The organism is Uliginosibacterium sangjuense, from assembly GCF_059132465.1.
Window position 1 is genome coordinate 904146 of the sequence record NZ_CP101132.1, and the last position, 13022, is coordinate 917167.

Genomic DNA, 13022 nt, shown 5'->3' on the forward strand with positions numbered 1-13022 from the left:
TTCGGTGGCCTCGGTCAGGCGCGTGCGTGACGGCGCCACACCGGTTGATCGACGACCACGGCGGCTTGGTAGGGCTCGGAGAAGTCGTTCAGCGAGGGCAGGGCGTCTTCGGCCGAGCGGTCGGCACGGATCTGGAAGGCATCGAAGCCGACGCGCTTGAGGAAGAACAACTGGTCGCGCAGCACGTCGCCAAACGCACGCAGCTCGTTCTTGAACCCGTAGCGGGTGCGCAGCAGTGCGGCGGTGGAGTAGGCACGGCCATCGGCGAAGCGCTCGATGTGCACCGCGATCAGCGGCAGGGCGTTGAGCTCGGTCTGGATTTCGGCCAGGGCTTCGACCAGTTCATGGGTCTCCAGCCATACGCCGACTTCGCCGGCGGCGATGCGACCGGCGAAATCGTCACGGCGCGCGAGGAAGACCGACAGCGGCAGCACGACGCGTCCGGCGGGTACCGTGGTGCCGGCAATCTGTTCCGCGCTGACGGCCTGTGCGCCGGTCAGCTTGAACAGCACGACCTTGCCGGCCTGCTTCTTCACTTCTTCCTGCGCGGCGGGCAGGTGGACGAACTGCCAGGCGTCGTCCGCCACGATGCTGGCCACGCCAGCGTTCAGCTTGATCAGATTAGACATTAGCGACTTCCTTCTTGCCCGGCTGGCGGTCGGCATACACACGCTCTTTGAACGGGGTGGCGCCAATGCGGCGCACCGTGTCGATGAAGCGTTCTTCCGGCGTGCGCTGTTCCACGTACACATCAATCAGGCGCTGGATCACGCCCGCCACTTCATCCGCTGCGAAGGAGGGACCGATCACGTCGCCAAGGCTGGCGTCATTGCCCTGCTTGCCGCCGATGGAGACCTGGTACCACTCGGAATCGTTCTTATCGACGCCGAGGATGCCGATGTGGCCCACGTGGTGGTGGCCGCAGGAGTTCATGCAGCCGGAGATGTTGAGCTCGATGTCGCCGATGTCGTGCTGGTAGTCCAGGTCGTCGAACTGGCGCTGGATCGACTCCGCGATGGGAATGCTCTTGGCATTGGCGAGGTCGCAGAAGGAACCGCCGGGGCAGCAGATGATGTCGGTGATCAGGCCAATGTTCGGCGTCGCCAGACCGGCGGCCTTGGCTTCCTGCCACAGCGCGTAGAGATCGGACAGTTTCACGTCGGACAGTACGATGTTCTGTTCGTGCGTAGTGCGCAGTTCGCCGAAGCTGTACTTGTCGGCGAGGTCGGCCACGATGTCGAGCTGCTTGTCGGTGATGTCGCCCGGCGCGATGCCGGTGACCTTCAGCGACAGCGTGACGGCACGATAGCCCGGCTGCTTGTGGGCATGCACATTGCGCTTGACCCAGTTGGCGAAGGCCTTCTCTTCGGCGCGTTTCGCTTCGAAGCCGGCGTCGCTGTCGGGCAGTTGGGCGTAGGGCGGGGCGGTGAAGTGCTTGGCCACGCGCGCCAGTTCCGCTTCAGTGATGGTGTTGGCACCGTCCTTGTGGAAAGCCCACTCGGCTTCCACCTGACGCTTGAACTCGGCAATGCCCAGCGCCTTCACCAGAATCTTGATGCGTGCCTTGTAGGCGTTGTCGCGACGACCCCAGCGGTTGTAGACGCGGATGATGGCCTCGCAATAGCTCAGCAGATGCTGCCAGGGCAGGGCCGGCTCGATGACTTCACCCAGGATGGGGGTGCGGCCCAGGCCGCCACCGACCCACACCTTGGCCAGCAACTGGCCGGCGGTGTCCTTGTAGAACTCCAAGCCGATGTCATGCATCTGCACCACGGCGCGGTCTTCCACCGTGCCACTGACGGCGATCTTGAACTTGCGTGGCAGCAGGGCGAACTCGGGGTGGAAGGTGCTCCACTGGCGGATGATCTCGGCCAGCGGACGCGGATCGACCACTTCGTCCGGCGCGATGCCGGCGAACTGGTCGGTCGTCGTGTTGCGGATGCAGTTGCCCGAGGTCTGGATCGCGTGCATCTGCACGCTGGCCAGTTCTTCGAGGATGTCCGGCACGTTCTTCAGCTCGGGCCAGTTGTACTGGAAATTCTGGCGCGTCGACACGTGAGCGTAGCCCTTGTCGTAAGTGCGCGCGATGTGGGCCAGCTTGCGTACCTGCGTCGAGTTGAGCAGGCCGTAGGGCACGGCCACGCGCAGCATCGGGGCATAGCGCTGGATGTAGAGGCCGTTCTGCAGGCGCAGCGGCTTGAACTCGTCTTCCTTCAGCTCGCCAGCCAGGTAACGGCGGGTCTGGTCGCGGAACTGCGCCACGCGCTCGTTTACGATCCGTTGGTCATATTCGTCGTACTTGTACATCTGGATTCTCTCTGTGAGATGACTCAGCGGGCGGCCACGATCAGCTTGGTGCCGATCAGCAGCAGCATGCCTGCGAGGATGGGGCGCAACACTTTTTCCGGCACCTTGGCACCGACCTGGCTGCCCAGCCAGATGCCGGGCAGGGAGCCCAGCAGCAGGCTGCCCAGCAGGGCCCAGTCGACGCTGCCCAGCCACCAGTGGCCCAGACCCGCGACCAGGGTCAGCGGCACGGCATGGGCGATGTCGGAGCCGACGATACGGTGGGCGGGGAGCGAAGGGTACAGGAAAAACAAGGCCGTCACGCCCAGCGCGCCGGCGCCCACCGAGGAGATGGATACCAGTGCGCCGAGGATCGCTCCGGTCAGCACGGTCAGCCAGAAGGTGCGGCCGGGATTGGGTACGGCCGGCGCATGGCGCAGCGCGAAGGCCTGGATCTTCTTGCGCAGCAGCAGGGCCACAGCGGTCAGCAGCAGGGCCACGCCCAGCGCGCCCGAGATCAGCTTGCTGGCGCCGCCGAGGCCGCCCGGCGCGAAGTGATGGACCAGCAACAGTGTGAGCGCGGCGGCGGGGATCGAGCCGTAGGCCAGGGCGCGTGTGATGGCCCAGTCCACCGTGCCCTTGAGACCGTGCGCCAGGGTACCGCCTGCCTTGGTGACGGCGGCGTACAGCAGGTCGGTGCCGACGGCCACGGACGGACTGACGCCGAACAGCAGCACCAGCAGCGGCGTCATCAGCGAGCCGCCACCGACGCCGGTAAGGCCCACGATGGCGCCGACGGCGAAGCCTGCGACGGGGTACATCAGGTCCATGTACGCACTTTCAAGGATGAATCAGGGGGATGGGCGGATCATAGCGGCCGGCCTTTAATCCTTACTCCTTGTCCTGCTCACACCATTAGAAGAAAAAGTAATATAAAAGCCTCGGCTGGCCGGCTGCGCGGCCGGCATGCTGCGTTGGCGTGCGCGCCGCCTTGCCTGCCGGGCGCTCGCTCGGCCAGCCGAGGCTTTTAACCTCTAGATATTGAAGCCATGAACCTGCAACAGCTTCGCTACGTGCTTGAAGTCGCGCGTCGCAACCTCTCCGTGTCGGAGGCGGCGGATGCCTTGTTCACTTCCCAGCCCGGGGTGTCCAAGCAGATCCGCCAGCTTGAGGAGGAGCTGGGCATCGACATCTTCGTGCGCCATGGCAAACGCCTGACCGCGATCACTGAACCGGGGCGGCAGGTGATCGCGATCGCCGAACGCATGTTGCGCGAGGCGGAGAACTTGCGCGCGGTGGGCGCGGAGTTCCATCGCGAGGACAGCGGCACGCTGACCATCGCCACTACCCACACGCAGGCGCGCTATGCCTTGCCGCGCGTGGTGGCGGAGTTCGTGCGGCGTTATCCGAAAGTCCGCCTGCACCTTCACCAGGGCAATCCGCAGCAGAACTGCGAGATGGTGCTGCGCGGCGAGGCCGATTTCGCCATCGCCACCGAGGCCATCGCAGACCAGGAGGGCCTGGTCACGCTGCCCTGCATGCAGTGGAACCGCAGCGTGGTGGTGCGCCCCGGGCATCCGCTGGCGCGAGCCAAGCCATTGACGCTGGAGGCGATCGCGCAGTACCCGATCATCACCTATGACTCGGCCTTCACCGGGCGCAATCTCATCAACAAGGCCTTCCTGGGGCGAGGGCTCAAGCCCGAGGTGGTGCTCACCGCGCTCGACTCCGACGTGATCAAGACCTATGTGAGCATGGACCTGGGCGTGGGCATCATCGCCAGCATGGCGTTCGATCCGATGATCGACCGTGGCCTGGTGGCGCTGGACGCGGCCCACCTGTTCGAGTCTTCCACCACCCGCCTGGGCCTGCCGGCACGGGCCTGGCTGCGCGGCTATGCCTATGCCTTCATCGAGATGTTCGCGCCGCAGCTCACGCGGCGAGCGGTGGAGGCGGCCCTGGCAGGCGGCGGCAGCGATCCGGGCATCTGAGCGGACGGAGTGGGCGCGGGCCCGGGGTGGGCCTGGCTCAGGCCATGGGCCGGGTGAATGGGACATATTCGGCATTTGCCGTCGCGCGGGCCTGTACGCGACGCCCCGCTCGCTATAATCGCGCGGGAAAACCCGCATGACCATTCACGCGGAACACGTGTGCTGCGTGCCTTTACATTCATGGAGCCTTTCAGACCATGCTCGTCTTTTTCGTGATCGCCTATCTGCTGGTTTCGATCGGCATTGGCTTGTATGCGGCCACACGGGTCAAGAACTCGACCGACTATGTGACGACCGGTCGTCACCTGCCGTTCTACATCACGGTTGCCACCGTCTTCGCGACCTGGTTCGGTGCCGAGACGGTGCTGGGCATCTCCGCCACCTTCGTCAAGGACGGCATGTCCGGCATCGTGGCCGACCCCTTCGGCTCATCCTTCGCCCTGATCTTCTTCGGCCTGTTCTTCGCTCTGCCGCTCTACCGCATGAACCTGATGACGCTCGGCGACTTCTATCGCCAGCGCTACGGCCGCGCGGTGGAAATCATCACCTCGCTGGTGATCACCATTTCCTACCTGGGCTGGGTGGCGGCCCAGATTTCCGCCCTGGGCCTGGTGTTCAACGTCTTGTCGCAGGGCCAGATCTCGCAGGAATGGGGCATGGTGATCGGTACCGGCGTGGTGCTGCTCTACACGCTCTACGGCGGCATGTGGTCGGTGGCGCTGACCGACTTCTTCCAGATGAGCATCATCGTGGTGGGCTTGCTCTACATCGCCTACTCGGTGGGGGGCATGGCGGGCGGTGTCGGCAATGTCGTGACCCACATGGAGCAGGCCGGCAAGCTGGAGTTCTTCCCCACGGGCGGTGGCCTTGAATGGGTGGCTTTCATTGCCGCGTTCTCGACCATGGCGCTGGGCTCCATTCCGCAGCAGGACGTGTTCCAGCGCGTGAACTCGGCGCGCAACGAGAAAGGCGCGGTGTGGGGTACCGTGACCGGTGGCGTGGCCTACTTCTTCTTTGCTTTCGTGCCGCTCTTCATCGCCTACGCGGCGACCATTGTGGCGCCTGAACTGGTGGCGAAGTACCTGGGCGAAGGCGGGGACTCGCAGATGGTCCTGCCCCTGCTGGTGCTCAACCACATGCCGATCTTCGCCCAGGTGCTGTTCTTCGGCGCGCTGCTCTCGGCCATCATGAGCACCGCCTCGGGCACCCTGCTGGCGCCCTCGGTGACGTTCTCCGAGAACGTGCTGCACGGCTTCATGCCGGGGATGAGCGATGAGCGCTTCCTGCGCATGACGCGCGTGATCGTGGTCATCTTCACCTGCCTGGTGCTGAGCTTCGCGCTCAATAGCGAGGCCACGATCTACGAGATGGTCGAGCAGGCCTACTCGGTCACCCTGGCCATGGCCTTCGCGCCGCTGGCTTTCGGCCTGTACTGGAAGCGGGCGACCAACCAGGGCGCGATCTTCGCCATCCTGGTCGGCGGCGCGGTGTGGCTGGCCTTGCTGTTGCCGATGATCGGCTGGCTGCCTGCGCCCGAAGCCTGGGTCGAACTTGCCCACACCATTCCGCCGCAGTTCATCGGCCTGCTGGCGAGCGTGATTGCCATGCTCGTGGGTTCGCTGATGCCGCAGTTCATCGGTGCCGGCACGCCGCCGGCCGACCCGGCCCGCGCGTGAACCCGGCGCAGGCGCCCCGCCTGCCGCGCTACCTGGCGTTGGCCTGTGTCGTCCTGATCGCGCTGGTCTGTCTGAATCCCCTGACAGGCTGGCGCGACATCGGAGTCGGCCCGTTTTCCTTTCTTGTCGCCCCGCCACCGCGCGACCGCTCTGGTCTCGATCTGGTCCTCAATCTGCTGGGCTTCGCCCCGCTGGGCTTCCTGCTGGCGGCCGCGCAGCGCGGGCACCATTCGCCCGCCCGCGGTGTGCTGTGGGCAGTGCTGGGCTGCGCGCTGTTGAGCCTGCTGGTGGAAGTGCTGCAGAACTATCTGCCGACACGTGTGGCATCCAATGTCGACCTGCTGACCAATACCCTGGGTGGTGCGGCCGGCGCGCTGCTGGCCTTGCGCTGGGGGCGCCTGTTCGACGAGGGCGGGGGGCTGTCGCGCTGGCGTCGGCGGCGCGTGCTGGGCGGCCACATCGGCGAGCTGGGCCTGGTGCTGGTGGCGTTGTGGTGGCTGAGCCTGCTGCAGCCCTCGGCGATCCTGTTTGCGGCCGGCGATCTGCGGCCGCTGCTGGACCTGCCCGCGCCCATCGCCTTCTCGGCCCGGCGCTACGTCATGCTGGAGACCTTGGTCGTCGCGACCCAGCTTGCCGCCGTACTGCTGGTGATGAGGCGGGTGATGGCGCGGCCTTCCCTACCCTTGGCCGCGCTGGTGGTCGTGGCGGGGGTGGGCTTGCGGGCGCTGTCCTGCACCGTGTTCCTGGAGCCGCCCAATCCCACGCTGTGGATGACCACGGGCGGTCTGTATGGTGCCGTGCTGGGTTTGGCGCTGACCTTGCTGGCCTGGCGATTGCCGGGCTGGCTGCAGCACCTGGGCGCCAGCCTGGCCTTGTTGCTGACGGCGGCGCTGGTCAACATGACGCCGGAGAATCCCTATCTCGAACTGAGTCTGCATCTCACGCGGCAGAGTCACGCCGTCAACTTCAGCGGGCTGACCGGTCTGCTGGCCAGCCTGTGGCCGATGCTGGCCCTGGTCTACCTGGCGGCGCGCCAGGCCTTGCTGCGGGATTCGGACGGGGCCTAGGCGCGCTCACCCAGGCCCGTCGCTTCAGGTGACGAGGCGGAAGCTGTTGAGCAGCGACCAGGTCTCGTACAGCGGCAGGCCCATGATGCCGGAGTAAGAGCCTTCGATGTGTTCGATGAAGGCGGCTGCGCGGCCCTGGATACCGTAGGCGCCAGCCTTGTCGAAGGGCTCACCGGAGTCGATGTAGCGCGCGATCTCCTTGTCGTCGATCTTTCGCATGCGCACGGTACTGACGCTGGTAAGGCATTCAAGGCGCTCGCCGTCGGCCAGGGCCACAGCAGTCAGCACGCGATGGTTGCGGCCCGACAGGCGACGCAGAATGTCAGTGGCATGGGCCGCGTCGTCCGGCTTGCCGATGATCTCGCCGTCCACTTCCAGCGTCGTGTCGGCCGATAGCACCGGCTGGCGCCGCAGGTTCCGCCACTGCAGGCGGATCACCCCGCCCTCGGCCTTGGCGCGCGCGACGCGGTCGACGTACTGCTCAACCGCTTCGCCCGGCAACACGGCTTCGCTGACGTCCGGGTCCTCGCGCGGTGGAACGCGGAACAGCAAGGTATCGAAGCTGACGCCGATCTGGTGCAGCAGTTCGCGTCGGCGTGGGCTGCGCGAGGCCAGGTAGATGCGGTTGGTGGATAGGGTCAGGGCCATCTCATTCCCGGTGATAAGGGTGGTTGTGGTGCAGGCTCCAGGCGCGGTACAGGGCCTCGGCCAGCAGCACGCGCACCATGGCGTGCGGCAGGGTCAGGCTGGACAGGCGCAGGCGCTCGTCGGCCGCGTCCTTGAGCGCCGGGTCTAGCCCGTCGGGGCCGCCGATCAGGAAGGCCACGTCGTCGCCACTGGCCAGCCAGCGCTTGAGGCGATCCGCCAGTTGCCGGGTATTCAGGTCGTCGCCGCGTTCGTCCAGGATCACCTTGCGGCTGCGCGCAGGCAGCGCAGCGCGCAGCCTGTCTGCTTCGGCCGCCATCATGGCGGCAGGGGGCTTGCCCGTGGTGCGCGGCTCGGCCTTCACCTCCAGCAGCTCCAGTGCGCAGTCACGCGGAAAGCGCTTGGCATACTCGGTGAATCCGTCCTGCACCCAGTCCGGCATACGCGTGCCGACTGCGGCGATCAGCAGCTTCATGGCGCCGTGCTTATTCCTGCGCGGCGGCGTCGGTCAGCTTGCGGCGCTTGGCGGGCGTGGTGGCCCACAGCTCCTCCAGGTTGTAGTAGGCGCGCACGGCGGGCTGCATGACGTGCACGACCACGTCGCCCAGGTCGACCAGCACCCATTCGCCGGTATCTGCGCCTTCGACCGAGACGACCTCGCCGCCGGCCTCACGGACCTTGTCCTGCACATTGTTGGCGAGTGCGCGTGTCTGCCGGTTGGAACTGCCGCTGGCGATGATCACGCGATCGAACAGGGAAGTGAGCTTGGTGGTGTTGATGACTTCGATGTCAGTGGCCTTGACGTCCTCGAGGGCGCCGACAACGATCTTCTGCAGCTTGCGGATATCCATGCTTGGGGTGGTCTAGTGGGTCTCGGGCCCGTAGAGATGATGTGTCTGAATATAGTCGAGAACCGCGTCGGGCAGCAAAAAGCGCGGGCTGTCGCCGCGCTGCAGCATGGCGCGGATGGTGGTGGCGGAGATGTCCAGGGGTGTCATGTCGAAGCGGCACACCCGGCCAGCCGCGCTGGCAGCCAGCTCCGCCGGGGCCGCGCACAAACGCCCGCGCAAGGCGTCGGCCAGCGGGGCGGGCAGGCTGTCCTGCGCCAGCAAGTAGCCGGGGCGCGTGGCCACGCCGATGTGGGCCAGTCCGAACAAGGCTTCCCATTGAAACCAGCCGGGCAGGCTGCGCAAGGCGTCCGCGCCCATCAGTAGCACCAGCGGCCGGTCCGGACCCAGCTCGGCACGCAGGCGTTGCAGCGTGACGACGGTGTAGCTGGGGGCATCGCTGAGCACTTCGGCGGCATCCACGTGGTAGCCCGCCACGCCTTCGACCGCCAGGCGCGTCATCGCCAGGCGGTCTGCCGCGGAGCTGCCGGGTTGCGCGCGGTGTGGCGGCTGGCCGGCCGGGATCAGGCGCACTTCGGCCAGGCCGAGCGCGGCGCGGGCCTCCTCGGCCAGGCGCAGGTGGGCATGGTGGATGGGGTCGAAGGTGCCGCCGAGGATGCCCAGCGGTCCGCGCTCAGACCTCATCACCGGGGCGGAAGAGGTCGCCGAAGATGTCGATCATGCTGAGGTAATTCACCGCGTTCACGACCGGCCACACCAGGCCCACCATCAGCATGATGGCGACCGACTGCCACACGCTGCCCATGGACACCAGCAGGGACAGAGGCATCATCAGCATCATCAGGCTCAGGCCAAACACCAGGAATGGCCATTTGTTGCGCCAACAGGCGACCGCGGTGAAAAACAGCGCCTTGGCCGGCGACACATTGCGCAGCGCGGTCAGCATCGGGGCGAACCACATCATGCTGCCGGCCAACGCGATCACCAGCATATAGACGGTCATGCCCCACAGCACAGAGCTGGGCATGGCCTTGGGCGGTTCGCCGCTGGCATTCGCCGCCGCCACCATCTGTGCCAGCGCATCGCCGGCGATCAGGTGGTTGAGCAGATCGCCGAGGTACAGGGCAACGAACAGGAAGGCACCAAGGATCAGCAGGCTGATGAGTTGCGGGCGCTCGACGCGCAGACGTTCCGGGCGCAGCGGCTGACCCGTTGCGACATGGTGGCAGATGCGGATCACCGTCAGCGACACCAGGGGGCCGGCCAGGCAGGCCAGCGGCGTGCCCAGCAAGGGGATCGCACCAAGGAAGGCCGACAGCAGCAGCGAGGCCATGGCCGCGGCCGAAATGAGGCCGGGGTTGCGGCGCCACAGCGCCAGGCCGGCACCCAGCCATTGCCAGCCGCGGGCGGGGGGAAGCTGACGGGCCTGCATCTCAGTGCTCCTCGGTGGCCGGTTCGGCCGACTGACAGAAAACATCCCGATAGGCTTGGTATAGCGCACCAGCGAACACCGGGATCAGGATCAGCACGCCCAGCCCGATCGGGGCCACCGCGAGGGCAAACAGGATCGTGAGCAGCAGCGCGAAGCACAGGATGGCCGGCAGGCTGCGCAGACTGGCCGAGAATGACAGGCGCATCGCGTCCAGCGGTCGTGCATGGTGGAACAGCACCAGCGCGGGGGCGAAGAACAGGCTTAGCAGGAGGAGCGCCCAGCACACCACGAACACCAGCAGGGAAGAGACCATGTAGGTGAAGAACGCTGCCAGTCCGCTGGCCACGCTTTCCACCGCATTGCCCAGCGCCGTGCCGAGCAGGCCGGCCAACAGGCCGCCGCCCAGGGCCAGCAGACCCAGCATCACCAGCAGCACCAGTGGCAGGCTGAAGAAGACGCCCAGCAAGGCAAGGTGCGCGCCGTGGGGGCGTACGCCATCCAGCATGTCGGACAGGCGTGGCCCGCGGCCCTCGCGCTGGTGGTCGGCGGCGCGCAGCAGGCAGGCGACGATCAGCACCAGACTGACCACGGGAAGCATGGGGCTCAGCATGGGAATGGCCGGCGCCAGCAGGGCGGCCAGGAGGCTGGCGCACAGCAGGGCGATGAAGCTGAGCAGGCCGGCGATCAACCACTGGACCGGATGGTGCACGAAACTGCTGAAGCCGGCACGCAACCAATGCAGGCTGCGCGCGGCGTTGACATGTGCGGGAACGGGGAGCTGGCGGCTGGCGTGGCCAGGAGAAGCGCTAGGGGTCATCGAAGGCGTGGAAGCGGGGCGAACGAGCGGCACGGCCTGCATGCTACCCGCAGCGCGTGGCGCGTCCAAGCGGCACGATGCGGGGGCGCCCCTTGTGCCCGAGCAAATGTCATGGAAATACGCAGAATGCAATTAAAATCAAGGCCCTGCCGCGCTATACTCGGGGCCCTCGCGCGGCGCGCGCGAAGGAAATCGAAGCCGGGATGGGGCCACACCTTGCAATGCATGACTGTTGAACTGCGTGTTTCCAGAGTGATCCGTGTCCTGGGCATGGCCGTGCTGGCCTGCGCCGAGCCCTTGCACGCCCAGCAGAGCGAAGCCTCGTTCTTCGAGGACTTGCCCACCGTGCTCACGGCCTCGCGCCTGCCGCAGCCCATCAATGAAGCCCCCGGAGCCGTCACCGTCATCGACGGCGACTTCATCCGCGCCACCGGTTACCGCGATTTGGCGCGCATCTTCCGCCTGGTGCCCGGCATGCAGGTGGGGCAGGAACGCGCCAACCAGCAATGGGTCACCTACCACGGCATGGGCAACACCTATCCGTCGGAGATGCAGGTGCTGATCGACGGCCGCTCGGTCTATTCCCCAGCTGCCTTCGGCGGGGTCGACTGGACCGCCTTGCCCCTGAGCGTGGACGAGATCGAGCGCATCGAGGTCATGCGCGGTACCAACTCCGTCACCTATGGGGCCAATGCCTTCCTCGGCGTGATCAACATCATCACGCGCCACAGCGCGGAGCATGCGGGCAATCGCGTGCGGGCCAACGCGGGCGACAGCGACATCATCGACGGTGCCGCCGCCTTGGGCGGCAAGCAGGGGAGCTTCGCGTGGCGCGCCAATCTGTCCACCAGCCATGACGATGGCTACCCCGATCTGCGCGATCAGCGCCATGTCACGGTGGCGTCCGGGCGAGGGGACTGGCGCCTGTCCAACGTCGACGAGTTGATGCTGCGCCTGGCCGCCAGCGAGGCCATCAAGGGCGAGGGCTACCGCGGCTCCCTGTTCGACAACAACGGCGAGCGCGACTCCTACAACACGACCGGCACCGTGCATCTGAAGTGGACGCGGGCTCTGGCGGCGGACCAGGAGCTATCGCTCAGCTACTACCGCAACCAGGAGTCAATCAAGGACGAATGGCTGGCCGACGGCGGCCCCGGCGTCTACTCGCCGCTCGATCGCAACCGTGACAGTGTGCGCGACCATCTGGAGTTCCAGCACCGCTTCGCGCCAGGGCAGCGCACGCAACTGGTGTGGGGCCTGGAGGGGCGGCGTGATCGTGTGGATTCCAGCTTCCTCTACGCCGGGCGCGACGAGGTGAGCACCTCCCTGCTGCGCGGTTTCGGCAACCTGGAGTGGCGTTTCGCGCCCGCCTGGCAGGCCAATCTGGGGGCGGCGGTGGAGCGCTACAGCGACGAGCCGGCGCATGTGGCGCCGCGGGCTTTCGTGAACTGGCAGGCCTCGCAGAGCAGTACCTGGCGCGTCGGCTACGGCCGTGCCTACCAGCAGCGCCCGACCTTCGAAAAGTACGGCGACATCTACGCCTACGATCTGAACAGCGGCACTTTGCTGGCTCACCCCTACCAGCCGAATCCGGATCTGCGCCAGGCGCGGGTGGATAGCGCGGAACTGGGTTACCTGGGGCGTTTCGCCACGCTCAAGACGACGCTGGATGTGCGCCTGTTCCATGAGCGCATCGACGGCTATATCTGGCGCGTGCCGGTGCCGGCTCCGGGCGCGACGCTGCCCCATCTGGGGTCGTCGATGTACGTGAACCGCGATCAGGACTTCGTGCTGCAGGGCATCGAGTACCAGATCAAGCTGCAGCCCTGGCAGCAGGGCGAGCTTCTGTTCAGTCACAGCATGATCGACCGCAACTCCGGCGACGACCAACTGGACCAGCGCGTGGCGCCGTACTCGGCGAGCCTGACCTGGATTCAGCGCTTCGGCACGGCCTGGCGTACCCAGGTATCGGCCCTGCGCATGGGGCCGCTGGCCGGTGGCGACGGTTTCGTGCCGCTGACCAACTACGTGGCCGAGGACTACACCACCTTCGATGCGCGCATTGCCTACCTCACGCGTCTCGGCCAGAACTCGCTGGAACTGGCGCTCAATGCAATCAACTTGGGGTCACGCCACCAGGAGATCGCGGATCGTTCCCAGCAGGCTGCGCAGGCCCTGACGACGGGCAGCAAGACACCGGCCAATCGCGTGGGGCGCATGATCTGGCTGTCGGCTACGCTCGATTTCTGAGCCCCGCCTG

The 13022-nt window shown here is 66.4% G+C and carries 13 protein-coding genes; 4 read left to right on the forward strand and 9 right to left on the reverse strand.

Going from position 1 to position 13022, the window contains the following annotated elements; all coding sequences use genetic code 11:
- Nucleotides 1-14: 14 nt before the first annotated feature.
- The 3 genes from NMB43_RS04135 to NMB43_RS04145 are packed head-to-tail and all read right to left on the reverse strand — an operon-like array spanning nucleotide 15 to nucleotide 3116.
- Entirely contained in the window at nucleotides 15-629 is a 615-nt protein-coding gene (locus tag NMB43_RS04135) for a DUF934 domain-containing protein (protein WP_494350892.1), read from the reverse strand.
- Nucleotides 622-2307, reverse strand: a complete 1686-nt coding sequence (locus NMB43_RS04140; protein ID WP_494350893.1) for a nitrite/sulfite reductase — start codon at nucleotides 2305-2307, stop codon at nucleotides 622-624. Before NMB43_RS04140 ends, NMB43_RS04135 begins: the two co-directional genes overlap by 8 nt.
- 23 nt (nucleotides 2308-2330) lie before the next feature.
- Nucleotides 2331-3116, reverse strand: coding sequence for a sulfite exporter TauE/SafE family protein (locus tag NMB43_RS04145; RefSeq protein ID WP_494350894.1), 786 nt, complete (start codon nucleotides 3114-3116; stop codon nucleotides 2331-2333).
- Between the two features lie 219 nt (nucleotides 3117-3335).
- Here NMB43_RS04145 and cysB point away from each other — a divergent pair, with 219 nt between their 5' ends.
- The 3 genes from cysB to NMB43_RS04160 all read left to right on the forward strand — a co-directional run bounded on the left by cysB (nucleotide 3336) and on the right by NMB43_RS04160 (nucleotide 7020).
- On the forward strand, nucleotides 3336-4277 hold the full coding sequence (gene cysB, locus NMB43_RS04150) for an HTH-type transcriptional regulator CysB (protein WP_494350895.1): 942 nt from the start codon (nucleotides 3336-3338) through the stop codon (nucleotides 4275-4277).
- 197 nt (nucleotides 4278-4474) lie between these two features.
- Complete coding sequence (locus NMB43_RS04155; protein WP_494350896.1) at nucleotides 4475-5953, forward strand: high affinity choline transporter 1; 1479 nt, start codon at nucleotides 4475-4477, stop codon at nucleotides 5951-5953.
- Entirely contained in the window at nucleotides 5950-7020 is a 1071-nt protein-coding gene (locus NMB43_RS04160; RefSeq protein WP_494350897.1) for a VanZ family protein, read from the forward strand. Before NMB43_RS04155 ends, NMB43_RS04160 begins: the two co-directional genes overlap by 4 nt.
- A gap of 24 nt (nucleotides 7021-7044) precedes the next feature.
- Here the strand turns inward: NMB43_RS04160 and NMB43_RS04165 are convergent, their stop codons facing one another.
- Genes NMB43_RS04165 through NMB43_RS04190 form a run of 6 tightly spaced genes read right to left on the reverse strand, consistent with a single transcriptional unit; the run spans nucleotide 7045 to nucleotide 10795 of the window.
- The gene (locus NMB43_RS04165) at nucleotides 7045-7668 is read right to left on the reverse strand and encodes a Maf family protein (protein ID WP_494350898.1); all 624 of its coding nucleotides are present in this window, start codon (nucleotides 7666-7668) and stop codon (nucleotides 7045-7047) included.
- 1 nt (nucleotide 7669) lies between these two features.
- Nucleotides 7670-8140, reverse strand: a complete 471-nt coding sequence (gene rlmH / locus NMB43_RS04170) for a 23S rRNA (pseudouridine(1915)-N(3))-methyltransferase RlmH (RefSeq protein ID WP_494350899.1) — start codon at nucleotides 8138-8140, stop codon at nucleotides 7670-7672.
- 10 nt (nucleotides 8141-8150) lie between these two features.
- Entirely contained in the window at nucleotides 8151-8516 is a 366-nt protein-coding gene (gene rsfS / locus NMB43_RS04175; protein ID WP_494350900.1) for a ribosome silencing factor, read from the reverse strand.
- Between the two features lie 12 nt (nucleotides 8517-8528).
- Nucleotides 8529-9197: a nicotinate-nucleotide adenylyltransferase gene (gene nadD, locus NMB43_RS04180; RefSeq protein ID WP_494350901.1), complete on the reverse strand. Its 669-nt coding sequence runs from the start codon at nucleotides 9195-9197 to the stop codon at nucleotides 8529-8531.
- A complete protein-coding gene (locus NMB43_RS04185) occupies nucleotides 9187-9945 on the reverse strand; it encodes a BPSS1780 family membrane protein (RefSeq protein WP_494350902.1) in 759 nt (252 codons plus the stop codon). The genes nadD and NMB43_RS04185 overlap by 11 nt, the downstream gene beginning before the upstream one ends.
- A gap of 1 nt (nucleotide 9946) precedes the next feature.
- Entirely contained in the window at nucleotides 9947-10795 is an 849-nt protein-coding gene (locus NMB43_RS04190; RefSeq protein ID WP_494350903.1) for a BPSS1780 family membrane protein, read from the reverse strand.
- Between the two features lie 192 nt (nucleotides 10796-10987).
- On the opposite strand from NMB43_RS04190, the gene NMB43_RS04195 reads away from it, so the two are divergent.
- The gene (locus tag NMB43_RS04195) at nucleotides 10988-13012 is read left to right on the forward strand and encodes a TonB-dependent receptor plug domain-containing protein (protein ID WP_494350904.1); all 2025 of its coding nucleotides are present in this window, start codon (nucleotides 10988-10990) and stop codon (nucleotides 13010-13012) included.
- Nucleotides 13013-13022: the final 10 nt, after the last annotated feature.

Bases quoted from the DNA above. Each gene is read 5' to 3' on its own strand.
- NMB43_RS04135 (WP_494350892.1), bottom strand. From the start codon at position 629: ATGTCTAATCTGATCAAGCTGAACGCTGGCGTGGCCAGCATCGTGGCG.
- NMB43_RS04140 (WP_494350893.1), bottom strand. From the start codon at position 2,307: ATGTACAAGTACGACGAATATGACCAACGGATCGTAAACGAGCGCGTG.
- NMB43_RS04145 (WP_494350894.1), bottom strand. From the start codon at position 3,116: ATGGACCTGATGTACCCCGTCGCAGGCTTCGCCGTCGGCGCCATCGTG.
- cysB (WP_494350895.1), top strand. From the start codon at position 3,336: ATGAACCTGCAACAGCTTCGCTACGTGCTTGAAGTCGCGCGTCGCAAC.
- NMB43_RS04155 (WP_494350896.1), top strand. From the start codon at position 4,475: ATGCTCGTCTTTTTCGTGATCGCCTATCTGCTGGTTTCGATCGGCATT.
- NMB43_RS04165 (WP_494350898.1), bottom strand. From the start codon at position 7,668: ATGGCCCTGACCCTATCCACCAACCGCATCTACCTGGCCTCGCGCAGC.
- rlmH (WP_494350899.1), bottom strand. From the start codon at position 8,140: ATGAAGCTGCTGATCGCCGCAGTCGGCACGCGTATGCCGGACTGGGTG.
- rsfS (WP_494350900.1), bottom strand. From the start codon at position 8,516: ATGGATATCCGCAAGCTGCAGAAGATCGTTGTCGGCGCCCTCGAGGAC.
- nadD (WP_494350901.1), bottom strand. From the start codon at position 9,197: ATGAGGTCTGAGCGCGGACCGCTGGGCATCCTCGGCGGCACCTTCGAC.
- NMB43_RS04185 (WP_494350902.1), bottom strand. From the start codon at position 9,945: ATGCAGGCCCGTCAGCTTCCCCCCGCCCGCGGCTGGCAATGGCTGGGT.
- NMB43_RS04195 (WP_494350904.1), top strand. From the start codon at position 10,988: ATGACTGTTGAACTGCGTGTTTCCAGAGTGATCCGTGTCCTGGGCATG.